This window comes from Pseudomonas sp. S3_A03 (assembly GCF_054668275.1).
In genome coordinates, this window is record NZ_CP162753.1 from 2,982,531 (window position 1) to 3,009,019 (window position 26,489).

Annotated in this window: 17 protein-coding genes, 2 tRNA genes, 3 rRNA genes and 3 pseudogenes; 15 read left to right on the top strand and 10 right to left on the bottom strand. The window is 55.4% G+C overall.

Going from position 1 to position 26,489, the window contains the following annotated elements; all coding sequences use genetic code 11:
* The first annotated feature begins 25 nt into the window (after positions 1–25).
* From AB4O25_RS13615 to AB4O25_RS13660, 10 genes are all read left to right on the top strand, one after another.
* Positions 26–964 (top strand): hypothetical protein, encoded by a 939-nt coding sequence (locus tag AB4O25_RS13615; protein ID WP_301556580.1) that lies wholly within the window; start codon positions 26–28, stop codon positions 962–964.
* A gap of 80 nt (positions 965–1,044) precedes the next feature.
* The gene (locus AB4O25_RS13620; RefSeq protein ID WP_026078127.1) at positions 1,045–1,299 is read left to right on the top strand and encodes a helix-turn-helix transcriptional regulator; all 255 of its coding nucleotides are present in this window, start codon (positions 1,045–1,047) and stop codon (positions 1,297–1,299) included.
* Positions 1,296–1,601 (top strand): hypothetical protein, encoded by a 306-nt coding sequence (locus AB4O25_RS13625; RefSeq protein ID WP_223495100.1) that lies wholly within the window; start codon positions 1,296–1,298, stop codon positions 1,599–1,601. Before AB4O25_RS13620 ends, AB4O25_RS13625 begins: the two co-directional genes overlap by 4 nt.
* Before the next feature lie 47 nt (positions 1,602–1,648).
* A complete protein-coding gene (locus tag AB4O25_RS13630) occupies positions 1,649–2,134 on the top strand; it encodes a hypothetical protein (protein ID WP_133257337.1) in 486 nt (161 codons plus the stop codon).
* Complete coding sequence (locus tag AB4O25_RS13635; protein ID WP_122554707.1) at positions 2,131–2,415, top strand: hypothetical protein; 285 nt, start codon at positions 2,131–2,133, stop codon at positions 2,413–2,415. Before AB4O25_RS13630 ends, AB4O25_RS13635 begins: the two co-directional genes overlap by 4 nt.
* Positions 2,412–2,684, top strand: coding sequence for a DUF3077 domain-containing protein (locus AB4O25_RS13640; RefSeq protein ID WP_460149662.1), 273 nt, complete (start codon positions 2,412–2,414; stop codon positions 2,682–2,684). Before AB4O25_RS13635 ends, AB4O25_RS13640 begins: the two co-directional genes overlap by 4 nt.
* Positions 2,681–5,569, top strand: coding sequence for a DUF927 domain-containing protein (locus tag AB4O25_RS13645; RefSeq protein WP_460149663.1), 2,889 nt, complete (start codon positions 2,681–2,683; stop codon positions 5,567–5,569). Before AB4O25_RS13640 ends, AB4O25_RS13645 begins: the two co-directional genes overlap by 4 nt.
* 98 nt (positions 5,570–5,667) lie before the next feature.
* Entirely contained in the window at positions 5,668–6,510 is an 843-nt protein-coding gene (locus tag AB4O25_RS13650; protein ID WP_400814236.1) for a coiled-coil domain-containing protein, read from the top strand.
* A gap of 63 nt (positions 6,511–6,573) precedes the next feature.
* On the top strand, positions 6,574–6,783 hold the full coding sequence (locus tag AB4O25_RS13655) for a hypothetical protein (RefSeq protein WP_460149664.1): 210 nt from the start codon (positions 6,574–6,576) through the stop codon (positions 6,781–6,783).
* 571 nt (positions 6,784–7,354) lie between these two features.
* Positions 7,355–7,720 (top strand): hypothetical protein, encoded by a 366-nt coding sequence (locus tag AB4O25_RS13660; RefSeq protein WP_460149665.1) that lies wholly within the window; start codon positions 7,355–7,357, stop codon positions 7,718–7,720.
* A gap of 559 nt (positions 7,721–8,279) precedes the next feature.
* Here AB4O25_RS13660 and choX read toward each other — a convergent pair.
* The 8 genes from choX to AB4O25_RS13700 form a co-directional block, all read right to left on the bottom strand.
* On the bottom strand, positions 8,280–9,215 hold the full coding sequence (choX, locus tag AB4O25_RS13665; RefSeq protein WP_321144461.1) for a choline ABC transporter substrate-binding protein: 936 nt from the start codon (positions 9,213–9,215) through the stop codon (positions 8,280–8,282).
* Between the two features lie 58 nt (positions 9,216–9,273).
* Positions 9,274–10,436 (bottom strand): IS3 family transposase gene (locus AB4O25_RS13670; protein ID WP_139129458.1). Its coding sequence is split into 2 segments (ribosomal slippage): positions 9,274–10,181 and positions 10,181–10,436, totalling 1,164 coding nucleotides; the frame shifts between segments, so codons are not numbered across the junction.
* Between the two features lie 1,027 nt (positions 10,437–11,463).
* Positions 11,464–12,666, bottom strand: coding sequence for a hypothetical protein (locus AB4O25_RS13675; protein ID WP_460149666.1), 1,203 nt, complete (start codon positions 12,664–12,666; stop codon positions 11,464–11,466).
* Between the two features lie 721 nt (positions 12,667–13,387).
* Positions 13,388–13,503, bottom strand: a 5S ribosomal RNA gene (gene rrf / locus AB4O25_RS13680).
* A 157-nt stretch (positions 13,504–13,660) separates the two neighbouring features.
* A 23S ribosomal RNA gene (locus AB4O25_RS13685) occupies positions 13,661–16,552 on the bottom strand.
* Positions 16,553–16,786: 234 nt separating this feature from the next.
* Positions 16,787–16,862: transfer RNA gene (locus tag AB4O25_RS13690), tRNA-Ala, on the bottom strand.
* Positions 16,863–16,892: 30 nt separating this feature from the next.
* A tRNA-Ile gene (locus tag AB4O25_RS13695) sits at positions 16,893–16,969 on the bottom strand.
* 82 nt (positions 16,970–17,051) lie between these two features.
* Positions 17,052–18,588 (bottom strand): 16S ribosomal RNA (locus AB4O25_RS13700).
* The 16S, 23S and 5S rRNA genes sit together here with 2 tRNA genes alongside, the layout of an rRNA operon.
* A gap of 546 nt (positions 18,589–19,134) precedes the next feature.
* Here AB4O25_RS13700 and AB4O25_RS13705 point away from each other — a divergent pair.
* Complete coding sequence (locus AB4O25_RS13705) at positions 19,135–19,464, top strand: hypothetical protein (RefSeq protein ID WP_460150972.1); 330 nt, start codon at positions 19,135–19,137, stop codon at positions 19,462–19,464.
* Between the two features lie 136 nt (positions 19,465–19,600).
* Here the strand turns inward: AB4O25_RS13705 and AB4O25_RS13710 are convergent, their stop codons facing one another.
* Positions 19,601–20,173, bottom strand: coding sequence for a hypothetical protein (locus AB4O25_RS13710; protein ID WP_017531084.1), 573 nt, complete (start codon positions 20,171–20,173; stop codon positions 19,601–19,603).
* Positions 20,174–20,250: 77 nt separating this feature from the next.
* The gene (locus tag AB4O25_RS13715) at positions 20,251–20,625 is read right to left on the bottom strand and encodes a c-type cytochrome (protein WP_135196889.1); all 375 of its coding nucleotides are present in this window, start codon (positions 20,623–20,625) and stop codon (positions 20,251–20,253) included.
* Between the two features lie 288 nt (positions 20,626–20,913).
* Between AB4O25_RS13715 and AB4O25_RS13720 the strand changes: the two genes are divergently transcribed.
* From AB4O25_RS13720 to AB4O25_RS13735, 4 genes and pseudogenes are all read left to right on the top strand, one after another.
* Entirely contained in the window at positions 20,914–21,297 is a 384-nt protein-coding gene (locus tag AB4O25_RS13720; RefSeq protein ID WP_017531086.1) for a response regulator, read from the top strand.
* A 191-nt stretch (positions 21,298–21,488) separates the two neighbouring features.
* Positions 21,489–22,102 (top strand): annotated as a pseudogene (locus AB4O25_RS13725) (biliverdin-producing heme oxygenase).
* Positions 22,099–24,341: pseudogene (locus AB4O25_RS13730) on the top strand (ATP-binding protein). The pseudogenes AB4O25_RS13725 and AB4O25_RS13730 overlap by 4 nt, the downstream one beginning before the upstream one ends.
* 168 nt (positions 24,342–24,509) lie before the next feature.
* A pseudogene (locus tag AB4O25_RS13735) lies at positions 24,510–26,401 on the top strand (alkaline phosphatase D family protein).
* Positions 26,402–26,489 lie beyond the last annotated feature (88 nt).

Below are 26,489 nucleotides of genomic sequence, written 5' to 3' on the forward strand. Positions count from 1 at the left end.
ACCTCGGGGCGTCGGGGAGACCTAAATGGACATTGAGCGAGGCATCGAGGCAGAGGAGCTAGAAATTGCAGGCGTCGACGTAACGTGTCTGGTGTGGGATCAGGACGAAGTCGAGATTGCCGTTCGCAATCTTGTGCTGTTTCCGCAGTTCAAAGAACACTTCAAAGATGCCTTCGATCTGATCAGCACCGCTACATCGTTCTGGCTTGAGGACGGCTCCTATGCTCCGTGCGCAGAGTCGGTAACAAGAACCCTTTATCGACTTCGCGATGCAATTAGCGAGCATGCCAGTTATGCAGAGGCAGGATCATTGCCTAGTGTCATTCGACGGTTTCTTGGGGTCAGTCATTCCGCAGCAGATTCACAGCTTGTGGCGACCTATGCCCTGGTACTTGCAACGCAGGCGGTTGAGACACTCGCAAATTGGCTGTTCGACCTTGAGCTCACCACTTACGGCATTGATGCAGACCTGATAGTGCAGCTGAAACATGACTCACCACGCCAGTACCTTGCCCTGATTGAAAAAGAGCGGGACCGCAGTAGCGGAAACGAAATCCGAGCACGAGAAGACTTCGCTACGTTATTAGGAGAGGCGAATCAGGCACTGTTGATGGCGAGTCTTTATCGCCAAGTGGAGCTGATGGATGTGTTTAAAAAAGGATTCAACACATCAAGCCTGATGCATCGAATTCTCGACGACGCTCTTTCGACAAAGGCAACAAGAAGGGGCCAGGAAGCCGGCAAGGGGAACCGAGACCCCAGCTCAAAAATACAGACCGACACAATGGATAGGCGAGCAAGAATTAAGGCGGCTGCTGAGCAAATCATTAACGGTCGGAAAATTGAAATGCGAAGTCTGACCGATGCTGAACTGACCAATATTCTGTCCAAACGGGAAGGCCTCGGCACAAAAAAAACCATTCGAGAGCATTTGACCGCCCTGGGCCTTAGGCCTCTGAAATAAAAGGGAGCGGACACAGTCCACTCTCCCTCCCCTGCGTAGCGTATGACCCGTTGTCTCAATTAACAAAGGGTTAGCTCGCTATGACTACCGTATTAAAAGCAATTCCCTCGCATGACCCCTCAATGACCCTCATCCGCATGCCCGAGGTCATTTCAATCGTAGGGCTCGCACGCCCGACTATCTACAAGCTGATGCGTCAACCTGAAAGCGGATTCCCGTTGCCGGTAAAGCTGAGTAACAGCAATGCCCGAAGCGCTCCGGTTGCGTGGGTATTGGGGGAAGTTCAGGCATGGACACGGGCACGCATCGCTGCCCGCGATCAGGTGGCAGCATGAAAAATCGAGTCGCCAACGGGGCCGTCCTGCAGCCCTTTTCTGTACTCAGAAAAGTGGGTTTCTCATCACGCGGTATGCAGCGTTTTGAACGTTACCGCACGGAGCAAAAACGCCTTAACCGGGACGTCATGGTGATGCGATGGAGAGATGGCATCTGGTGCGCATTGTCAGTTCCCTGCCAAGCCCCCCAAGCAATCATCGTTGACGAAGGCCAACAAATCGACGCCTACGAAGATGCACGCGCCTGCCTCGAAAGCGACTTCTTGCCCTTTGTTTCCCTGCGTTGGGAAGTCCATGCCTGAAATGAAAACGCCCCCGGCGGCAACCGGAGGCGTTGAGGTAAATCTACATGCCTGATCAATTTATGCCGCATCGAAAAAATCCGCAAGTGATCTGCACAGTTGCACTTTCAAAAAACGGGCGTTACTCTCTGGCTGTCGCTGCAAATTCAGCGACCGGGCTTGGTAACCCGACGAAATCAAGGCGCAACAGCGCCCCCATTACGATTGCAGGCGCTTTTTTTGTGCCCGCAGTTACGTGTTATGGCGGCTGTGCGTGGGAGGCATTCGTGCCTGCCGGGTTCCTTGATTCCCGGTTTACCAACCTGCGCACAGCTGCCACCCATTCGCTTGGTAACGAACGTGGCAGCTCCTCAAATCAAGGAGCTACACAGATGAAACACGCCTTCAATCCGTCCAAAATTCGCGCTGCTGCTCATCGAGCAATGGCTCTCGCCGCTTTACACGCCAACTCCAGCCTCGCTACACGCCTTTCCCGTTACAACGCCCATATGTCCAAGGCTCGCGCCCTGGAAGCCGCTGGGGGTGCCCAATGAGCATGCTCCCAGGCTTCTCACTTCCCGAGGATCTGCTCTGCGTCAGCCAGGACGTTGAAGCCGGTATTCCCATTGATGCCATCACCTGCGCCCTCGACCGTGCCGACTCAGTTCTGATGCTGCTGGAAGATCATTTAGACGGCGATAAACCCGTACTCTCCAACCGCGTTCTTTCATCCGTCATTTGGGACGTGCGCGGCACTTTGGGCTTGATCAAAACACTCGCCTTGTACGGTGATGCCTCCTCTGTGCCAATGGGCCAGAAAGGCGGTGCCCTGTGAACACTGCCACTACTCTCGGGCGTGCCGAATTCTCATGTGCTAACGACACTCACCAGAAGCTATTCCGAGTCAACGCAGGTGTGCCGCTTGAAGATGCGCTTGAAGCAATTTCACTGTTTCAGCACTACGCCAATCAACTAACCTTCGACGCCGCCATGAGTGACAAAGGCGAGCGTTTCAGTTGGCCGGCGTTCTACCTGGGCGAGATGGCTAAAGCGCTGATCGATGACGTGAACGATGCGCTGTGTGCAGCGAGTAAAGCGCCATGACCCCGCGCACCGGCAACACCTCAAAACGCCCCAGCTTTGCAGACGTAAAAAGCGCCGCTCTTACGAACATCGATCGTGTACTTGCTCACTGGCTGCCAAACGGCAAACGTGTCGACGGCGGCAAGGAATACACCGCACCGAACCCCACGCGTACAGACAAACGCGCTGGCTCACTCAAGGTCAATTTGAGCAAAGGCACCTGGGCGGATTTTGCCACCGGCGATAAGGGCGGAGACCTGATCGACCTAGTCCGCTACATCGACGGCGGCACGGACGTTGAGGCCTGCAAAAAACTGGCGGATTTGCTCAGCGTTTCCGCTGGTTCAGCGACAACCAAAAGCGCACCGGCCAAGAACGCAACGCCGGAGTGGATCGCGATTCGACCGATCCCGGCCGAGGCCATGAACAAGTGCCCAGCTAAACACCGGCAACACGGTGTTCCGTCAAAGGTGTGGATCTATCGCGACGCGCAGGGCCAGCCAGTCATGGCGCTGTATCGCTTCGACCTAGGCCCAGATGAAGACGGCAAACCGAGGAAGGTCTTTGCACCGCTTACCTGGTGCAAGCGTTCCGATGGGCAAACCAACCAATGGCGTTGGCAAGGATTGCCGGAGCCTCGGCCTCTGCTACGCCTGGATGAACTGGTACAGCGCGCCGACGCGCCTGTGGTTTTGTGTGAGGGTGAAAAGGCCGCTGACGCTGCCGCTGAACTGATGCCCGACCACGTAGCCACCTGCTGGCCGAACGGCTCCAACTCTTGGCACAAGGCCGACCTGACGCCACTCAAAGGACGCACGGTGGTGCTGTGGCCGGATAACGATGCCAGCGGCAAGACCTGCATGGACGCCATCGAGCTCAAGTTGATTGAGCTGGGCGCCGCGTCAGTACAACGAATTGCGCTCGACGTGTTCAAGCTCAAGCCAAGCAGCAAAGGCGGAAAACCCACGCTCATTAAGGGTGGAAAATGGGCAGACGGCGACGATGCAGCGGATGCGTTAGCCAAAGGCTGGACCGCTGCCCACGTCGCCGAGCTGGTGCGCAGCGATGAGTTTTTCGGCAGTGCCGCTGAGCCAACTGAACCTCAAGAACAGAAGGCGAAGACGCCCGCCAAACGCCCTGCGAAATCGAAAAATGACCTATTGCCGGGCGGCTTTCGCCTGACGTCTGAAGGGGTGTTTTATTCCGGCGATGATGGTGAGGCACGCCCCGTGTGTTCGCCTCTCGAAATCATCGCTCGCACTCGCGACGACAAGGGTCACAACTGGGGCTTGTTGGTTGAGTTCGATGACCCGGACGGCGCTAAAAAACGTTGGAACATTCCGGCCCGAACCATGACCGGTGACTTTGGCAAGGACGTACTCGGTCCCCTGGTAGACATGGGTTTGCGCCTTGCAGGAAGTCGATCTGGGCGTAACGCCCGCAATGATCTGCAGAGTTATCTCGGCGGCTTCGACAGCAGCCAGCGCGCACGCTTGGTAACGCGCTTAGGCTGGCACGACAAGGCGTTTCTATTGCCCGAGCAACAAATTGGCTCGCACGCCGAACACCTGCATTTTTATGAGGCCGGTGCGCAGTTGCCACCCATCAGCGAGGCGGGCTCTCTGGAGCAATGGCAGCAGCAAATCGGCGCGCTGTGCGTTGGTAACCATCGCTTGGCGTTTGTCGTCTCTGTGGCCTTTGCAGGCCCACTGTTGAACATGCTCGGACATGAGTCGGGCGGCTTCCACCTCTACGGCGACAGCTCCGGCGGCAAGACCACTCACTTGCAAGTCGCAGCCTCGGTTTATGGTGGGCCTCGTCTGGTGCGCTCGTGGCGCTCCACGGATAACGCCCTGGAGTCCATCGCCGCCGCACACTCAGACGGTCTCCTGGTACTGGATGAAATCGGCATGTGCGACCCGCGCATTATTGGCGAGACGGTGTACATGCTCGGCAACGGCACCGGCAAGGCCCGGGCGAATGATCGAGGACAAGCCGGCCGACAGGTGCAGGAGTGGCGCTTGCTGTTTCTCTCGACCGGCGAGAAGACGTTGGCGCAGCACATGGCGGATGCAAACAAGGAGCTGAAAGCCGGTATGGAGGTGCGCATGCTCGCCGTGCCAGCGGATGCCAGCAAAGGCCTCGGCATGTTCGATGTGCTGAATGGTTTTGAGGACGCTGCCGCCCTCTCCGATGCGCTCAAGGCCCGAGTAGCCAAATATTACGGCACGCCCCTCACCGCTTTCCTGCACGCATTGTGCGCGCCTGGGGAAATGCTCAGGTGGACAGTGATCGTGCGCCGCACGGTGGAACAGTTCATCACCCAAAACCTACCAGCCTCGGCCAGTGGTCAGGCGCAGCGTGCCGCCCTTCGCTTCGGCCTCGCAGCCGCCGCCGGAGAGTTGGCTACCGCCTTTGGTGTTACCGGCTGGCCGGATGGCACAGCCACGACCGCCGCTCGGGTGTGTCTGCATGCGTGGCTGGCCGAACGCGGCGGCGCCGGAAACTTCGAGGGCGATGCGATCTTGGCGCGGCTGCGCCAGGTCATCGAGCGGTTTGGAGAAAGCCGCTTTACCCGCTGGGAATCCGCCGCCGCCAAGCTCGATGAGCACGGGCCGCGCACGATTGATCGGTTGGGCTTTCGCAAGACGCTGGAACACGGCATGGGCGACGCCCTGCACACCACCAACACCTATTACGTACTGCCTGAAGCCTGGAGGACCGAGATCTTCAAAGGCATGAACATCAGTGCGGTGAACAAGGAGTTGCTGCAACGCGGCGTGCTTGAGCCGGGTAGTGACGGCAAGGCCTACAGCTTGATCCGTCTGCCCGGGTTAGGGCCCCAGCGCTGCTACGTGGTGAAGACCGTTCCAGGAACGGACGAAGGCGAGGCCAAGGCCGCCTGACGGCGAGCCTGCTGATCGAGGTAGCGCCGGCTCATTACCGGCCTTGCCAGCCATTCGACAACCATCCCTATTAACCGCAGTACCCAGAGACAATACAGATGAACACTATCCAAGAATTGAAAGACCGCCGCGACCAACTGACCCTCGAAGTGGAGAGCATTCAGGGTGACCTGGCTCCCTTCGAAGAGGCGCTGGAAAGCCCGGAGGTTATCCAGCAGGGCCGTCAACGAGCCGTGCAGGATGAAATCAACGATCACAAAAGACGCATCGACTCGCGAAATCTGGAGATCAGCAACCTGAATCAAAAGATTCATCGCCTTGAGAGATTGGCAAACCGTGAGAGCTTGGCTGCGGGATATCTCAGCGATATGGCGAACTGGAAAGCCGACGAGATGGAACTCAACGAAAAGCGCAGCAGCATCGAGACTCGGTTGCAGCAGGTCCGCCAGAGCGATCAGGAAGACATGGCAAAAGCTCGACAAGCTGAAACCGACGCGGCCACCGCTTATGCACAGGCCGTCGCCTGGGGCGATGTAGAGGGCGAAAAAGCGGCTAACGCAGAAGCTCAAAAGGCAGCAAAAAACCTCACGGCTGCGGCTGAGCATCACCGCCGCCAACAACTGCTCATCACCGCACTGGAGCAGGAGCTGGTGACGATTGATCTGCATATCACAGAGGCACAAAAGGAACGCACCGAGATCGAGAATAAAGCGGCTCATCTGGCGAACACTGTGCTGGAAGAACAGTGGAATGAGGCCGCCAAAACACTGCTGGAGACCGGCGGCAAGCTGTGGGCCGCACGCAACCTGATTAGTCGTGACCCGGTTGCACTGATGAAGCTGGATATCCCTGAACTGGGCGAGCACTTTGGAAGCTGGACCTGGCGAGAACTCGCGGCTCGCTCACACCAACACAGCCTGCTTGACCTGTTGGCGGCGTAACCTAAACCCTCCCCGAAACAACCGGCGAGGGCCGGTTGCTTCGGGCCTACCATCGGTCTAACCATGAACCAAACACCACAGAACAGCGCTCAGATGCCTGATGACCTAAAGGCCCGAAAGCTGCATTTAAACGGGATAATCGTCGGCATAGCTGGCGGGAAAAAGCTCAACGCAAGGGCAAACACTGACACTAAAGTTGAGACGCTCACGATTGATGCAATCAAGGCAGAGCTTGATTTCATTGACGTCCAACTCAAAAGAAAGGGAGGGTGAGGAAGAAGCGGAAGCTTAAGCAGCTTCCGCTTTGCTAGATCCTTCCATTACAAAGAATACCCCAGATTTTTCGGCTTTCGGTCTGTGGCGGCTGCGAGCTTATGACCGCTTCCGGCCAATTCTGTTGAAAAAGTCGGTTCTTCCAGACTGCCCTCATACTAACCGCTGAAAGCGCCTTTTTTACGCGCCGCTATGCGAAATCTGCCCCCGGAGCCGTCTGATCAAAGTAAAGATTTCAATCTCAAGCGCGTACTTTTCTGTCGTGGAAACCATGGCCTACTTTTTCAACAGAATCGGCCAAAAGCGGACCGCCGGCGCGGTTCTGGTTCAGCCAGATAGTCAAGGCTCACAGCATGCGACTGCATATCTAAAGTCATTCTGGCTTATTGCTTACACCTATATCCCTATAGGCCCCCTCTCAAATTCATAAGACTTGTATTGGCCGCTGGGTAATTGGCATAGTGCTACCACTCCCCAACTGACCCGGCGCCAAGGACTAAGTCAGCCAGAAGCTGACAGAAGTTCAGGGCCTTGCCAGGTTGCTTGTTCCAAGGATCTGGACATTTAGCCCATGAAAACATACGCAGCGCTGGCCCTTGCGCTCACCACCCTGTGCAGCCCCGTCCACGCGGCGAGCTGGCAGATTTGCCGGCTGGACGTACAGATCGTCAACGTCTTGAAACAACCGTACCCACAGCTGCAGGGGCGGATCCTCAAGGTCGCCCCGACCTCCCCCACCACGCAATGTCCCCAGCAAGGCTCGACGGTCACCTTCACCCCGGAAACCACCGATTACCAGAACACCCTCCCGCGTCGGCAATGGCCTCGAAGAGGCCAGTCGGTGCAGATTGACTACCGGTATCTGGATGGGATTTGCAAGGGCGACGGCCACCCGCATCCGTGTCGCATCGAGCACTACCCACTCATGGGGCGCTAATCGGGCGTCACTCGCTCACGCAACCTTCGCAGCAACCCATCGCATGGATATGCCCAGCACTCCTTCGCGCGGAATGCGTGGCGCTGTAGCATCATGAGTTCTGGCAGCAATCCAGCTCTAAGGACGATTGATGGCTATTAACTTTGAACCCAAGATAGGGCAGATCTTGGAGTGTAATTACGGCGACTATCAGTACGATGAAAACGCCATGGCTATCATTAGAGGGACTCAAGCGTACTAGCTGCCTATCAGCCATTCCAGCTCGGTCTTTCCAACCAGAAAGTCAGTTATCGGCCAGAAGCGGACCTTGAATATCCAAACAACTGCCGAGGTTCATAAACGCATCACGCGTGAGTGCTGGCTCGACGGGCTCGGATTCGGAACTACATGGCCCCGCAGAAACCCACGAACTCAAGATATGTCAAATGCGGGGTAAGCGTCCGGTTAAGGCACGTAGCGATGAGTAAACGCCTAGCAACTGGCTACATATGGCTCCATCAGCGAGCCTCCAACTGCGGATTTTCGATAAAAAAAGCCGCTTCACTGAAGCGGCTTTTCTTTACTTGGAGATGTTTGCTAATACTGCTGCTTTCGCGTCTCTACCGTCGACGGTAGTCACACCAGCCAGCCAGCTATCCAGAGTCTCAGGATGAGCGGCCAGCCATTTTTTCGCTGCACTCAAAGCGGGCTCCTTTTTGTCGAGGGAGTTCATGATGCTGCTCTCCATGTCGACCGTGAATTTCAGATTGCTGTACAACTTGCCAACGTTACCGCAGCGCTCGGCATAGCCTTTGGATGTGATAGTTTTGACCGTTGCTGCGCCGAAATCGGGACCGAAGGAATCATCACCACCCGTTAGATACACGATGTCCATGTTCACGTTCATTGGGTGAGGCGCCCACGCCAGGAACACAATGGGCTTCTTGCGTTGAATCGAACGACCTACCTCTTGGATCATGCCTGCTTCACCAGACTCGACCAGTTTGAAATCCTTCAAACCATACGAGTTGTCCTTGATGATCTTCTGCACCAACGTGTTTCCGCCGCTACCAGGCTGGATGCCGTAAATGCGGCCTCCGAGCTGGTCTTTAAATTTCTCTATGTCCTTGAAATCCTTCAACCCCTCATCGGCCAGAAATTTTGGAACTGCGAGTGTGTATTTTGCACCTGTGAGGTTAGGGGTTGGGAGAACGGACAAAGAGTCCTTTAGGGGGGTAATCAGAGGATCCTGAGATGGCGACCAGTAGTTAATGAACGTATCCAGCTTGCCATCGCTAAGAGACTTCAGAACGATTGGCAGTGAAAGCATGCTGTCGTCGAATTTATAGCCCAGGCCTTCGGCAACCACCTGAGTCAATGCGTTTGTCGATATACCATCGAGCCATCCCACGTTCGCCGTCTTGATGACTTGGCAACTGCTGGGTTCTTGAGCCATAACCAACACGCTTTGAGATGCCAAGGTTACCGCGATCACGGTTTTGTAAAACTTGTTCATCCGACTCCCCTCTAGAGTTGCACTAACTCTGTTTGACGTATCTGGATGGCTGTAGTGGTCAACTAATCCCGGACACGACGTTAAGTTTTTCCTCGGCCCGCGCTGGGGCCAACCCATCGTTGAATTGATGAGGCCTAATCCAGTTGTAGCGATGCATCAAAAAATGGCTGATATCGCGCTGTGCTTCCTGCGCAGTTCGATAGCCCACGGTCGGTATCCATTCTGTTTTCAAGCTGCGAAATACGCGCTCCATCGGTGCGTTATCCCAGCAGTTTCCTCGTCGGCTCATGCTCTGGCGCATGCGGTATCGCCACAACCGCTGGCGAAAGAGTCGGCTTGCATATTGCGATCCCTGGTCCGAGTGGAATAGCAGATCCGAAGGCCTGCCACGCTGCTCGTAAGCCATATCCAGCGCTTTGATCACCAGCTCAGCGTCTGGCTTTTCCGACAGCGCCCAGCCCACGATCCGACGCGTACAAAGATCCAGGACGACAGCCAGGTAATGCCACTTTCCTTGCGCCCAAATGTAGGTGATATCGCCGCACCAGACTTGATTGGGCGCTGGCACGTCGAACTCGCGGTTCAATGTGTTCGGGATATCCAGTCTTTCTACTGTTGCTCGTTTGTAGGCATGGGAGCCAGGTTGTTTGCTGACTAAATCAAGCTCGCGCATCAAGCTACGCACTTTGAATCGACCGAGTTGCTCACCGTCTTCACGCATCAGCGACAAGATGCTGCGACTGCCCGCAGAGCTGCGACTTTGCGAGAACAGCTCACTGACGCGACTTCGCAATCGAAGCCGTTCAACATCGGGCGTGCGGCGCCGCAGGCGCTGGGCGTAGTAACACGAGCGCGTGACGTCAAACACCTTGCACAGCCAATCAACCGGCTCATGTGCACTCAACTGGTCAATCAGCGCGAACGCTCGTGATCTTCCGACATCAAGAGCGCGGTAGCCTTTTTTAGTATTGATTTCTCTCGCTCAAGCCGAGCAATCCGGGCTTCCAGCTCCTGAATTTTTTGCTGTTCCGGAGTCAGAGCCTTGCTCTGCGGGGTGATGCCTTTATGTTCTTTCTGAATCTGGTCAACCCAGCGGCGCAATGCCGACTCACCAATGCCGAGTGAACGGCTGGCTTCGATGTAGCTGTAGTTTTGTTTGAGCACGAGGTCGGCAGCCTCGCGTTTGAATTCAGGAGTAAAGGAGCGGCGTTGTTTGGTCATCTGACACCTCGATCTGGCGAGCATTCTCGCCTAAATGGGTGTCCGGTTTCATTAGACCACTACAGTAGATCTTTAGCCCGGCCGGCTTTCATCATCGCTTTGATCAACTTGATTTTTTCCACAGTTTCAACCGTTCCCGAGAGTGGTTTGTTGAGTTTTTTGATTGAAACCTGTCGATGATCTCTTCTAGCAGATCACATCCATGAACGATACCTTGTCCGCTCCCGAGGTGAACGACAGTCTGCTCTTGGCCGGTAGCGGCCCTTCTAAACGAAGCCCCTAGGTCGACGGCACCCGCCGCAAGCATCACAGCCAGCCCCTGCCAAGGCATTAATTGATGTAACACCTCTTCGCCATGTAACACGCATATCGGCAAACCAGACCCAGCTGTGTAACGCAATATAAATCTATTAAAATCATATAGTTATATACTTATGTAACACGCGTAACACCGGTAACACGGTTTTATTTGGGTAGCCCCCTAGCCCCTGTGGTATTGCTCCTTCAGCGAAGCAAGGTGGATCATGCTCTTGGCCTGGGTTCGATGATGGGGCCCCTGGAGAATTCTTCTAGGTACGGGGCATAAAACCCGCGTGATCGTGGCAGCGGAAAGGTGCCCAGCTTAGTGAACAGGTGAACCGGGTGAACTGCTGTTCACCAATGCATTTGCCCTATGAATCGGAAAGCCGCTGGGGACCCTGGGCATTTCGGATATACACGGGGCATAGAACCCGCCGGATCTCGTTAGTGGCTGGGCTCCAAAGTTAGTTGACTGGTTGACCGAGTTGACCAGGACAATCGTTCACTATCCTGAACGAAACCCATGACCGTTACAGATCCGGTAAGGATGCCCTTTTCTCTTCAAGATCCTTTCAATTTCAACGTTGAAATTTCAGTAAGCTGGTGCGGCTGCCGCTACCACGATCCCGCGGGTTTCATGCCCCGTACCCTTCTCGAAGTGCCAGGGGCCCCGCCGATTTTTATGACGCGCGATGGGTTGGTGCAATTTAAAAGTAACGAATTCACCCTACGTGTAAAAGGCTAGCTGATCCAAAGTTAGAATCACCTGTAGCGCTCGCGTCATCGTGTAACTTTCTGCGGTCGCCGCACCATGTCCCACCGCGTGACGAGAGCTGGCAGTACCGGTTTGCAGCGCGGGGTCGAAATTTGCAAAGGTATGACTCGTCAGATATCTAGCAAAAGCGGCAGAAAAAAACAGAGTGTCGGAGTCACCGGACTTCTGTTCAGCAGAAGTGATCGCGAAGCTCAACAAATCCTTGAGCTTCGCGCTTTTCCCTCCATTGACTGCCCGATAAGCGTCCGCAAGAACACCTTCTATTTCTGTAAGAAGTATTTTTATTACTGCTATTGGCTCCCGTTTATTAAACGCATCAACAGCCACCTTTAAAATGATCCCTCTGGTGGCAAAATGGGGCTTTAAGGCCCATCGTTCCATCATTTTCTGCATTCGACTCTCATCGAAGCTCTCCAAGATGCTTGCCTCAATGACATCCACATCAAAACCAGCCGAGCAGTGGTCCGCTAGTCCTTTGAATTCCTTGGCGATTATCTCCACAAACGGAAACCACCCGGAACCTACCAAGCTCTCAAAAACAGCTCGATTGGCCATGGTTTGATACAAGTGACGGTATTTCAGTTGCCGATACAGGGAACCGAGTGCCGTATTGAAACCTTCTAAATCTAAATTGCCGTCCGTATTAAAGTCGAAGGCAAGGCCAAACCCCCAGTCTTGCCGAAATATGCACCAGACTCGATCCGTGCTTTGAATATCAACGCATGGGAAGGTCATTGCCGTTATATCTGCAATATCGTGCGCAAAAATAGCCATTCCTGCGGTGACACTTCGTGTCAATGAACAACGGAGAACCACAGCGGCGGTATCAATCCATAGCTCGGCTGTATCGTCCGCCTTCATGACCATCAAGACCGTATCTGCGCGGTCCAAGCTGATTACCACCCCTGCCTGTTGGGCCAGATGATTGACTACAGAGGTAAAGCTGCTAGCCATTTTATGGAACATGGGGTCGTCGGAGGTGGTGGCTAGCCTAGTGCACACCTTTACGTGACCGTCACTGCTCGGCTCAACCGATACCCCGCAGAGCGGCTCCACATTTGAAAATTTAAACGGTTGTCCCGAGTTTCTGATACTTCCTACGAGAGGAAACTCATTCGGGGCATTTGCAGCAACACCGCCTTCTGTGTCATTCATCGGTGAATTATCTCCATGGTCAGGTACGCAGTTTTCGAACGTCGACGAGACATTCATCCTTGACAGGTAAGTAATCGAAGGTCGAACAGAGGATAGCTCCCGCGCCTAGACCAAGCATTAAGAAAAACTATTGTGACAGCTATGCTGAAAAGCTTAGCAACTCGCAGCATGTATCCCCACGTGTATCCCTACAGCTATAATCCAGCTGAAAGCCATAGAGTATATGGAACTCGACAGTCTCCCTCGGGCACCATCTTAAAGAAAGACCTTGAATTTCAAGGTCTTTTTTTTCGTCTGCAGAAAAGTGTCAACCTGTCGGAGAGAGCCTGTAAGGCACCCAGAAAGCAAGCAGCAGCCTCCAGCCCCATGAGGAGCTGTAACGGCGATCAAAACCCCGTGAGGCGCCTTATAGGCCGCTGGTGCCTTATTCGCAAACCATCCACTTGGCGCAACTGTGCAGTGGAGCGTTATCAGCCTTATTAGGGAGGTCGAATCAATATTGTCCAGCGTTCGAAGCTGTAATCCAGAGCTTTGCCGATGACGATCCTTCCGACACAAAATCGCCTTGGGCCACGCCCAGGTATGCAGTGCATTGACCAAGGGCTGAAGCTCGGGATAATTGCGCAAATTTGTCGGTCACTCGCTGGAGAATTCCGTCTGGCTTTTCGAGCGCCCAAAACAAAACCCCATCTGCTTTCGCAAATGGGGTTTCGGAATTTAATCTTGACGATGACCTACTCTCACATGGGGAAACCCCACACTACCATCGGCGATGCATCGTTTCACTACTGAGTTCGGGATGGGATCAGGTGGTTCCAATGCTCTATGGTCGTCAAGAAATTCGGGTACTGACTCGTGACCAGATGGCCTCGCTTCAGCAAATTGGGTATGTGACAGCAGTCGGTGTTTTGTGAGTTACAAACTTTCGGTTCGTTTCGTCTTCACACACCGCAATCTGATGCTCTTTCGAGTAGTCAAATTGCTTGGGTGTTATATGGTCAAGCCTCACGGGCAATTAGTATTGGTTAGCTCAACGCCTCACAGCGCTTACACACCCAACCTATCAACGTCGTAGTCTTCGACGGCCCTTCAGGGAACTCAAGGTTCCAGTGAGATCTCATCTTGAGGCTAGTTTCCCGCTTAGATGCTTTCAGCGGTTATCTATTCCGAACATAGCTACCCGGCAATGCCACTGGCGTGACAACCGGAACACCAGAGGTTCGTCCACTCCGGTCCTCTCGTACTAGGAGCAGCCCCTCTCAAATCTCAAACGTCCACGGCAGATAGGGACCGAACTGTCTCACGACGTTCTAAACCCAGCTCGCGTACCACTTTAAATGGCGAACAGCCATACCCTTGGGACCGGCTTCAGCCCCAGGATGTGATGAGCCGACATCGAGGTGCCAAACACCGCCGTCGATATGAACTCTTGGGCGGTATCAGCCTGTTATCCCCGGAGTACCTTTTATCCGTTGAGCGATGGCCCTTCCATACAGAACCACCGGATCACTAAGACCTACTTTCGTACCTGCTCGACGTGTCTGTCTCGCAGTCAAGCGCGCTTTTGCCTTTATACTCTACGACCGATTTCCGACCGGTCTGAGCGCACCTTCGTACTCCTCCGTTACTCTTTAGGAGGAGACCGCCCCAGTCAAACTACCCACCATACACTGTCCTCGATCCGGATAACGGACCTGAGTTAGAACCTCAAAGTTGCCAGGGTGGTATTTCAAGGTTGGCTCCACGCAGACTGGCGTCCACGCTTCAAAGCCTCCCACCTATCCTACACAAGCAAATTCAAAGTCCAGTGCAAAGCTATAGTAAAGGTTCACGGGGTCTTTCCGTCTAGCCGCGGATACACTGCATCTTCACAGCGATTTCAATTTCACTGAGTCTCGGGTGGAGACAGCGCCGCCATCGTTACGCCATTCGTGCAGGTCGGAACTTACCCGACAAGGAATTTCGCTACCTTAGGACCGTTATAGTTACGGCCGCCGTTTACCGGGGCTTCGATCAAGAGCTTCGCGTTAGCTAACCCCATCAATTAACCTTCCGGCACCGGGCAGGCGTCACACCCTATACGTCCACTTTCGTGTTTGCAGAGTGCTGTGTTTTTAATAAACAGTCGCAGCGGCCTGGTATCTTCGACCGGCATGGGCTTACGGAGCAAGTCCTTCACCCTCACCGGCGCACCTTCTCCCGAAGTTACGGTGCCATTTTGCCTAGTTCCTTCACCCGAGTTCTCTCAAGCGCCTTGGTATTCTCTACCCAACCACCTGTGTCGGTTTGGGGTACGGTTCCTGGTTACCTGAAGCTTAGAAGCTTTTCTTGGAAGCATGGCATCAACCACTTCGCTAACTAAAAGTTAGCTCGTCATCAGCTCTCGGCCTTAGAATCCCGGATTTACCTAAGATTCCAGCCTACCACCTTAAACTTGGACAACCAACGCCAAGCTGGCCTAGCCTTCTCCGTCCCTCCATCGCAATAACCAGAAGTACAGGAATATTAACCTGTTTTCCATCGACTACGCTTTTCAGCCTCGCCTTAGGGACCGACTAACCCTGCGTCGATTAACGTTGCGCAGGAAACCTTGGTCTTTCGGCGTGGGTGTTTTTCACACCCATTGTCGTTACTCATGTCAGCATTCGCACTTCTGATACCTCCAGCAAGCTTCTCAACTCACCTTCACAGGCTTACAGAACGCTCCTCTACCGCATCACTTACGTGATACCCGTAGCTTCGGTGTATGGTTTGAGCCCCGTTACATCTTCCGCGCAGGCCGACTCGACTAGTGAGCTATTACGCTTTCTTTAAAGGGTGGCTGCTTCTAAGCCAACCTCCTAGCTGTCTAAGCCTTCCCACATCGTTTCCCACTTAACCATAACTTTGGGACCTTAGCTGACGGTCTGGGTTGTTTCCCTTTTCACGACGGACGTTAGCACCCGCCGTGTGTCTCCCATGCTCGGCACTTGTAGGTATTCGGAGTTTGCATCGGTTTGGTAAGTCGGGATGACCCCCTAGCCGAAACAGTGCTCTACCCCCTACAGTGATACATGAGGCGCTACCTAAATAGCTTTCGAGGAGAACCAGCTATCTCCGAGCTTGATTAGCCTTTCACTCCGATCCACAGGTCATCCGCTAACTTTTCAACGGTAGTCGGTTCGGTCCTCCAGTTAGTGTTACCCAACCTTCAACCTGCCCATGGATAGATCGCCCGGTTTCGGGTCTATTCCCAGCGACTAGACGCCCTATTAAGACTCGCTTTCGCTACGCCTCCCCTATTCGGTTAAGCTCGCCACTGAAAATAAGTCGCTGACCCATTATACAAAAGGTACGCAGTCACCCAACAAAGTGGGCTCCCACTGCTTGTACGCATACGGTTTCAGGATCTATTTCACTCCCCTCTCCGGGGTTCTTTTCGCCTTTCCCTCACGGTACTAGTTCACTATCGGTCAGTCAGTAGTATTTAGCCTTGGAGGATGGTCCCCCCATATTCAGACAAAGTTTCTCGTGCTCCGTCCTACTCGATTTCATGACTAAGAGACTTTCGCGTACAGGGCTATCACCCACTATGGCCGCACTTTCCAGAGCGTTCCGCTAATCTCAAAGCCACTTAAGGGCTAGTCCCCGTTCGCTCGCCACTACTAAGGGAATCTCGGTTGATTTCTTTTCCTCAGGGTACTTAGATGTTTCAGTTCCCCTGGTTCGCCTCTTGCACCTATGTATTCAGTACAAGATAACCATCTTATGATGGCTGGGTTCCCCCATTCAGACATCTCCGGATCAAAGTCTGTTTGCCGACTCCCCGAAGCTTTTCGCAGGCTACCACGTCTTTCATCGCCTCTGACTGCCAAGGCATCCACCGTATGCGCTTCTTCACTTGACCATATAACCCCAAGCAATCTGGTTATACTGTGAAGACGACATTCGCCGAAAATCTGTAATCACTCACAAATTTTACCTTAGCCTGATCCGTTACCAGTGAAAGTAACGTTCAGTCTATCTTTCTATCACATACCCAAATTTTTAAAGAACGATCTAATCAAAGACTAGAAATCAACATTCACCATCGCCAGGATGGAATGCTCATTTCTAAGCTTTCATACGTCAGAAGCAGTAGTGGTGGAGCCAAACGGGATCGAACCGTTGACCTCCTGCGTGCAAGGCAGGCGCTCTCCCAGCTGAGCTATGGCCCCATATTTCTACAGGCGTTTCCCACACAAAATTGGTGGGTCTGGGCAGATTCGAACTGCCGACCTCACCCTTATCAGGGGTGCGCTCTAACCAACTGAGCTACAGACCCAATTTCGGGCTGCTTCTTATCGTCTTCTTCAATGAATCAAGCAATTCGTGTGGGAACTTATGGAGCAGCTGATGTCGTCGATTAAGGAGGTGATCCAGCCGCAGGTTCCCCTACGGCTACCTTGTTACGACTTCACCCCAGTCATGAATCACACCGTGGTAACCGTCCTCCCGAAGGTTAGACTAGCTACTTCTGGTGCAACCCACTCCCATGGTGTGACGGGCGGTGTGTACAAGGCCCGGGAACGTATTCACCGCGACATTCTGATTCGCGATTACTAGCGATTCCGACTTCACGCAGTCGAGTTGCAGACTGCGATCCGGACTACGATCGGTTTTATGGGATTAGCTCCACCTCGCGGCTTGGCAACCCTCTGTACCGACCATTGTAGCACGTGTGTAGCCCAGGCCGTAAGGGCCATGATGACTTGACGTCATCCCCACCTTCCTCCGGTTTGTCACCGGCAGTCTCCTTAGAGTGCCCACCATGACGTGCTGGTAACTAAGGACAAGGGTTGCGCTCGTTACGGGACTTAACCCAACATCTCACGACACGAGCTGACGACAGCCATGCAGCACCTGTCTCAATGTTCCCGAAGGCACCAATCTATCTCTAGAAAGTTCATTGGATGTCAAGGCCTGGTAAGGTTCTTCGCGTTGCTTCGAATTAAACCACATGCTCCACCGCTTGTGCGGGCCCCCGTCAATTCATTTGAGTTTTAACCTTGCGGCCGTACTCCCCAGGCGGTCAACTTAATGCGTTAGCTGCGCCACTAAGAGCTCAAGGCTCCCAACGGCTAGTTGACATCGTTTACGGCGTGGACTACCAGGGTATCTAATCCTGTTTGCTCCCCACGCTTTCGCACCTCAGTGTCAGTATCAGTCCAGGTGGTCGCCTTCGCCACTGGTGTTCCTTCCTATATCTACGCATTTCACCGCTACACAGGAAATTCCACCACCCTCTACCATACTCTAGTCAGTCAGTTTTGAATGCAGTTCCCAGGTTGAGCCCGGGGATTTCACATCCAACTTAACAAACCACCTACGCGCGCTTTACGCCCAGTAATTCCGATTAACGCTTGCACCCTCTGTATTACCGCGGCTGCTGGCACAGAGTTAGCCGGTGCTTATTCTGTCGGTAACGTCAAAACAATCACGTATTAGGTAACTGCCCTTCCTCCCAACTTAAAGTGCTTTACAATCCGAAGACCTTCTTCACACACGCGGCATGGCTGGATCAGGCTTTCGCCCATTGTCCAATATTCCCCACTGCTGCCTCCCGTAGGAGTCTGGACCGTGTCTCAGTTCCAGTGTGACTGATCATCCTCTCAGACCAGTTACGGATCGTCGCCTTGGTGAGCCATTACCTCACCAACTAGCTAATCCGACCTAGGCTCATCTGATAGCGCAAGGCCCGAAGGTCCCCTGCTTTCTCCCGTAGGACGTATGCGGTATTAGCGTCCGTTTCCGAACGTTATCCCCCACTACCAGGCAGATTCCTAGGCATTACTCACCCGTCCGCCGCTCTCAAGAGAAGCAAGCTTCTCTCTACCGCTCGACTTGCATGTGTTAGGCCTGCCGCCAGCGTTCAATCTGAGCCATGATCAAACTCTTCAGTTCAAACATCTTTGGGTTTTTAAGAAACCCTAAACTTGGCTCAGCAATCGTTGGTTACATCTTTGATTTCTCGCGGAGTAACTTGTGATGCTGATAATCTTGTTGACTATCAGTCTGACTCCACAAGCACCCACACGAATTGCTTGATTCAGTTGTTAAAGAGCGGTTGGTTAAGAGCTTTCGTCTCAACCGAGGCGCGCATTCTACAGCAGCCTCATTTGCTGTCAAGCGGTTATTTTCAGAAGCTTTCGAAGATTTCTTCAACAACTTCAACCACTTGCGCTTCCGATCTCTCGTCAGCGGGAGGCGAATAATACAGTATTAAACTATGCGGTCAACCCTCCCATAGAAATTCTTTTCACGCCCCCCCCCCCCCCCGCTCCACCCCCGCCGTCAATGCAGTCTCTTATTAAGAGGTGACTGCAGGCGTGCAACCTTGGAGGCACCTCACACGCCGGCGCTGGGATTGCATTCGACTCGCCAGGTCTTTTTTTCATATAGAGAACAGTGATCATCGCCCTCCGTCCCGAACATCGAGAAACCAAAACCATGGAATTGATGCTGGAAGCTGTTGCGCTCTTTGCTCTAAAACTGGCGCATGAAGAATACGGCGGCAGTCCGGTTTTGCGAGATGACCCGGTGATGAGCAGCTTTGAAAGGGAGGTGTTTGGGTTGTTGGTAAGGCAGGGGCAACTGAAGGCGATCCTGCTCAAGATTGATGAGTGCGTCGTGCAAGCCTTGGCAGCCGTGGGCGGTGCCGATACGGTACTGGGGCGCGAATTGAAGCGGTTGTCTGTCGACGTCAGCCAAACCACCCGGCTGGAGGATCTGCCCCCTCCGCTCGACGCACTCCAGTACTACCTCAAAGCCATTCAGTGACGCCGCCCCTTGCGATCAAAGGGTTGCTGTTCCAGCGCCAGGCAAATCGTCGACACAACATTAGGCAAACGTAAATCGCAGCATTCAGAACAAGCTGGACCGTTTGCCTACCGCCCCACACTCATCCACCAAACCTTCAACCTTCCTTCGAACCATTCCCCGAGCCTTCAATCAGCACCCGATTTGCCGGATCCGTAATATCAAACACTTGTTGCGCACACGTCGAACGACCGTCCTTGAATTGAAACTCCACCAGATACACCTTCGCCTTCTCCGGACTGAACGTACTCATCACCGGCCCGCAGCTGTAGTAAACCCCGTTGCCCTGGCTTCCCGCCGAACTGGACACGGTGAGCTTCTTGCCTGGATCGGCCTGGATTTCAAGCTGCGGGAAACGCTTGAACCCTGCGCTGGCCACGGTCTGGTTGAGCTTGGCGATCCAGTTTAAGACCTTGCCCTCACCCGTATCCATCACAGTGCCGAGCTTTTCCATGCGTGAGTCGGGGTCGCCTTCGCGATGGATGGCAAATTCGACGGGGTTGGTGCCGCCACTGGCTTTCATGATGACTTTGGCGTGCTCGGCATCTACGGCTACGGTTTTCTGGCGCAACTGGATGCCATCCTTGAGCAGGCTGGGCGAGGAGTCGCGTTGGTTGGATTGGCAGGCGCACAGGGCAAGAACGAGGGAAAGCAGCGCGATTCGCTTCACGGAGGATGTCCTTATCGCAGGGAGGTCAGTGATGTCTTGACCGGCACTCGAACAAAATGTTCCCGAACACCAAACGGCTACTTGGGTTGAAACGTCTCAAGGTACGCCAGGATGTTTTCAATCTTGTCCTGATCACTGATCCCCCAGAAAATCATCCGCGTACCACTCACCACCTTCTTCGGGGCTTCTATATAGGCGGCAAGTTTGTCGCGAGTCCAGACTACCCCCGAGTTTTTCATCGCATCGGAATATTGGTAATCGGTGGTCGCCCCCGCAGGTCGGCCAATGATGCCGTTGAGTTCCGGGCCAAACCCTGCGCGCGCACCTTCGCCGACGCTATGGCAGCCGCCGCAGGTCTTGGTGAAGAGCTTGGCACCCGCCTGCGCATCGCCGGCTGCGAGGGCCGCGTGGGCATTCAAGATCAAAGCGAGGGTTAGCAAGGCGTATTTCATAGGGACTCCACATCAGCTGTTGCACACGATTATGCCTGCTTGCCAGGAACGCTTGACCATCCGGATCACAGCTTCAAGCCCTACCGCCAGCGCACCGGTCATACGCCACTCTTAATACACAATCAAGGCAATGGTCGCCACGTCGTTTGCAACTGTGGCTCGCGCCTCACCTCCCGGCAAATACGCAACCTAGACACTTGACCACCCATCGTTTAATCCACTTCCAATCGAACCTATCCAGCCGTGCCCCACTCCACCTTACTGAACCCTGATGGCGGAGTAAGGATCATGGCTCAGCCATCGATTTTGGTACTGGAGGACGACGAGATCATTCGCTCGTTAATGGTGGATGTACTGGAGGAATTTGGTGCCCATGTCACTTCGTTTCCTTCAGCGGACGAAGGAATGATTTTTCTGGAGCGTGATGATGAACAAGTCGATCTGATCGTCAGCGATATCCAGATGCCAGGCTTGTTGAATGGCTATGACTTGAGCCGGGTTGTAGCCCATCGCTGGCCAACCGTCGCGGTATTGCTCACCTCGGGCAACAGCGCCATGGCCTCGCAACTGAGCAGCCGAGTACGGTTTTTACCCAAACCCTGGAGCACTGAGCACCTGCTGGAGTGTGTGCAATCGGCGCTGACCCAACAAGGCTCGCCCATGCATCGATAGCGTCGCCATATCATTTAAACCGAACTTCAACACCAGCGCAGCGGTCACTAATGGGCAAGGAGCGACTTTTCTGATCCGCTGGTCAGGCTTTTCGCTTTGCGCCTACAGTCAGTGGCTATGAGTTGTGTAGAATCGTCGCCCATTTTCTCGCGTCATTCATGGCCGGCAGGCCCACAGTTCGAGCTTATTGAATGCACTCACAGGCCCATGACGTTGGTGCGCCCTCATTGCTGGAAACACTACGCGCCGGCACGGCCTGCTGCACATCGCGCTGGAAAAGCGCCTGCCGTTTTTCTCCGAACACCTGGATGCCGACGGCTACCTGAGCTTGCTCCGAGCGTATTACGGGTTTTATGCGCCGATTGAAGCCGCGCTGTATGAAGGTGATCTGATCCCGGAAGGCTTTGATCCGCAACTGCGCGTGAAAACGCCTACCCTGGTGAGCGACCTTCATGCCCTCGGCTTGAATGACGCAGCCATCGACGCCCTGCCCCGCTGCACCCACCTGCCGTCCCTTGATACCCCCGCTGCCTGCCTCGGCGCCGCCTATGTGCTGGAAGGCGCAACCCTGGGCGGTCAAGTATTGCGTCGCGAGATGGCCCGGCGCCTGGGCCTGGACGCCGACAACGGGGGTGCCTTTCTCAATGTGTACGGTGCCGAGACCGGTCGGCGCTGGAAAGACTTTCTCGATTACCTGGCCCGCCAGCCGATGGACGCGCAAGCCAGACCGTGCGCCGTGGATGCGGCCCGTTCGACATTTAGCTGCTTTGAGCAATGGCTCGACAGCCAGGAGGTACTGCTATGAAACCCGATGATTTTGAAGAGCTGCTTGCCAACTGCGCCGACGAGCCTATCCGCTTTCCCGGGGCTATCCAGCCCCATGGTGTGTTGCTGACGCTGTCGGACCCTGACTTGCAGATCCTCCAGGTCAGCGCCAATGTCGCCAGCCTGTTCGACCATGCGCCCGAGACCCTGCTGGGCCAACCGCTGCACGTATTGCTCGGTGCCGAGCCTGCTGCGGCCGTGCGGTGCATGGTCGAGCTCAACAATTTTACCGATGCGCCGCCGTTGCACATGACCTTCAATGGCACCAGGTTCGACGGCCTGCTGCATCGCCATCAGGGTGTGTTGGTGCTGGAGTTCGAGCCGTTGCTGGAGGACTTCCAGCCACGTGCAGTGAATGGCCGCACCAGTGACCTGGGCAAGATGCTGCAACGCTTGCAGGCAGCGAAAACCCTGCAGGCGTTATACGAAGTCAGCGTAAATGAAATCCAGGCCATGACCGGCTACGACCGCGTGCTGATCTACCGCTTTGAAGACGAAGGCCATGGCCAGGTAATCGCCGAAGCGTCTGCGCCGTCCATGGAGCTTTTCCACGGGTTGTTCTTCCCCGCGTCCGACATCCCGGAACAGGCTCGCGAGCTGTATCGCACCAACTGGCTGCGCATTATCCCCAACGCAGCCTACGAGCCGGTGCCGCTGCTGCCCAAGCTGCGCCCGGATACCGGCAAACCGTTGGATTTGAGCTTCGCCACCCTGCGCAGCGTGTCGCCGATTCACTGCCAGTACATGCAGAACATGGGCGTGCTGTCGTCCATGAGCATCTCGCTCATGAAGGGCGACAAACTTTGGGGCCTGATCAGTTGCGGTAACCGTGAGCCACTGCTGGTGCCCAACGAGTTGCGCATGGCCTGCCAGACTATCGGCCAGGTGCTGTCATTGCAGATCAGCGCCATGGAAGCGCTGGACCTGAGCCGTCAGCGCGAAGAAAAAGTCGAGGCCCTGCAACTGCTGGACAAGGCGATGAAAGCCTCGGAGTACAACGTGTTCGAAGGCTTGGCCCAGCGCGGCCAATTGCTGATGGACCTGACCCTGGCCGGCGGCGTAGCGATCATCGAAGACAAGCAACTGCACCGCTACGGCAACTGCCCCGAGCCGGCGCAGATCCGAGCGTTGCACAAGTGGCTGCAGGCACGCGGCGAACCCGTGTTTGCCAACCATAACCTGGCCTCGGTGTACGCGCCCGCTGCCGAGTTCCAGCAAGTGGCCAGCGGGTCTTGGCCATGAGCCTGCCCAAGCCAGTGGACAATGGTGTGCTGTGGTTCCGGCCGGAAGTGAAAGAGAACATCCACTGGAGCGGCGACCCGAACAAGCCACTGAACCTGGAAAGTTCCGACGCAGGCCTGCGCCTTCGCCCACGCACCTCGTTTGAAATCTGGAAAGTGGAAATGGCCGGTATCTCCACCAATTGGAGCCATGGCGACCTGTTCGCCGCCAATGACCTGCGCCGCTTTGCCTTGGAGAACGACCTGGCCCGCCAGGTGCTGCGCGAGCAACAAGCCGTGCGCGCCCGCGATGAACTGGTGGCGGTGGTGTCCCACGACTTGCGCAACCCCATGACGGTCATATCGATGCTGTGCGGCATGATGCAAAAGGCGTTCAGTTCCGACGGCCCACATACCTCGCGGCGGATTTCCTCGGCAATCGACACCATGCAGCAGGCTGCCGGACGCATGAACGTCCTGCTGGAAGACTTGCTGGACACCTCCAAAATCGAAGCCGGACGCTATGTGGTCAAGCCGGTGGCACTGGATGTCAGCCAAATGTTCGAAGAGGCGTACTCGTTGCTTGCGCCGCTGGCGATGGAAAAAGGCATCGACCTGTGCTTCAACGCCGAGCCAGGCCTGCAAATCAACGGCGACCCCGAGCGCCTGTTCCAGGTGCTCTCGAACCTGATCGGCAACGCCATCAAGTTCACCCCGCGCCAGGGCAATATCGGCATCAGTGCCATGAGCAATGGCGAAGAGATCGTATTCTCGGTGCGCGACTCCGGCGAAGGCATTGCGCCGGAGCAGTTACCTCATGTGTTCGAACGCTATTGGACACAAACCGAAAACAACCCCACCGGCAGTGGCCTGGGACTCTACATTACCCAGGGCATCGTCCAGGCCCATGGCGGCAGGATCGTGGCCGAGAGTGAAGTGGGACGTGGCAGTGAGTTCCGGTTCACGGTGCCGAAGGTGACTGAAAACTCACCGACCTGACGCCGTAAAACGCTGGGCGCGGCCTGCCCGCCAATGCCGTGTTCCAGCCATCCACCCTAGCCACGGGCAGTCGCGCTAACGCTGCCCTTGAAGGAAGGCGCTTAACAAAACACTGACATTCAGTGCGCTAATCTTGCCGGCTCAAACCTGCCTGGAAACCTCATCCGCATGCCGCTGACCGACCCATTGCCCACCGTTCTCGCAGGCCCCATGCTCCGCCGCCTGGAACCTCGGCGGCTGGTGATGTGGCTGGTGGGCAGCCGGGAGCTGGTACTGAGCCTGAGGCTGCACGTTGGCGAGCAGACGCGTGATATCCCACTGACCCCGCGCCACTGCCAAGTGGTGCCAGTGGGCCGCCAGGCGTTTATCCACCTCATCGATGTGTCGCTGGAGCAGGCGCTGCCGCAGAATGTAAGCATCGACTATGACCTGCTGATCGATGGCAACGGCATGGCACAGTGGGCGCCGCACCTGTTGTACGCCAACGCCCAATCCGCCTCTTTCATACTGCACAGCCGAATCCACCAACTGGTGCACGGCTCTTGCCGCAAACCTCACCATTGCGCCGATGAAGGCCTGCTGTGCGTCGACCGCCTGCTCGCCGAAACCCGTGCCGAGCGCCCGGCCCTGCTGATCATGAGTGGCGATCAGGTCTACGCCGACGATGTCGCCGGGCCGATGCTGCGGGCGATCCACGCGCTGATCGCTCGCCTGGGCCTGTTCGACGAATACCTGGAAGGGGCAGTGATAGATGACAGCGCCAGCCTCTACGGGCACCCCGCCAGTTATTACCATCGCGCGGACTTGCTGCCGGCACTGGACAGCAACGAGACCCTGCGCGAGCGTTTTTTTGGTGGCGTGAAAAAACCGATCTTCACCAGCAGCACGGCCGACAACCACTTGGTGAGCTTCGCCGAAGTCATGGCGATGTACCTGCTGGTATGGTCACCCACCCCGTGGCGCCTGATCGCCACGCAACCGCCACAATTGAACACCGATGAAGCGGCGCGCTATGCCCGCGAGCAAGTGCAGGTGGATGACTTCCGCGATGGCCTGCCCGGCGTGGCACGGGTATTCGCCCATCTGTCCACCTTGATGATCTTTGACGACCACGACATCACCGACGACTGGAACCTCAGCGCCCAGTGGGAAGAAACCGCCTACGGCCATCCGTTCTCCAAGCGCATCATCGGCAATGCCTTGCTCGCGTACCTGCTGTGCCAGGGCTGGGGTAACAACCCGGATGCGTTCGACACATTAATAAGTCAAACCCAGGCGCTCGGCCGCCAGGCGCACAACAATCACCTGGACGCGACCGAACAGGATAATTTGCTCGGCGCGCTGCTGAAATTTCAACAATGGCATTACGTGCTGCCCACCACCCCCGCCCTGGTGGTGCTCGACACCCGTACCCGGCGCTGGCGCAGTGAATTCACGCTCAAGCAACCGTCCGGCCTGCTGGACTGGGAAGCCTTGAGTGAACTGCAACAGGAACTGCTTGACCATCCCTCGGCCATCATCGTCTCGCCCGCGCCGATCTTTGGCGTGAAGCTGATCGAGACTGTGCAGAAAATCTTCAGTTGGTGCGGCCACCCCTTGCTGGTGGACGCGGAAAACTGGATGGCCCATCGCGGAGCCGCGCAGGTCATCCTCAACATTTTCCGTCACTCGCGCACGCCGGGTAACTACGTGATCCTGTCGGGCGACGTGCACTACTCCTTCGTTTATGAAGTGTTGATCCGTCATCGCAACGCGGGCCCGAGGATCTGGCAAATCACCAGCAGCGGCATCAAGAACGAATTCCCACCGCGCTTGCTGGAATGGTTCGACCGCCTCAACCGCTGGCTCTACTCCCCCGCTCGCCGCTCAACTGGTTCACCCGGCGTCGCACGATGCAGGTAGTGCCCCATATTCCGGAACATGCCGAAGCCGGTGAGCGCTTGTGGAATTCGGCCGGGATCGGCCAGGTATTTTTCAACGAGCAGGGCCAACCGGAAGCGATTTACCAGCACAACGCCGACGGGAAGCCACGGACGAGGATGGTGGCGCCGAAGCAGTAGCCCGCTGCCACTCTTTCACAGCGTCCCATCGCCTCTATTCAAAGTGCCCAAGCGCCGTTGTACAGTAGCGCCAGCCACGGAGTATCGG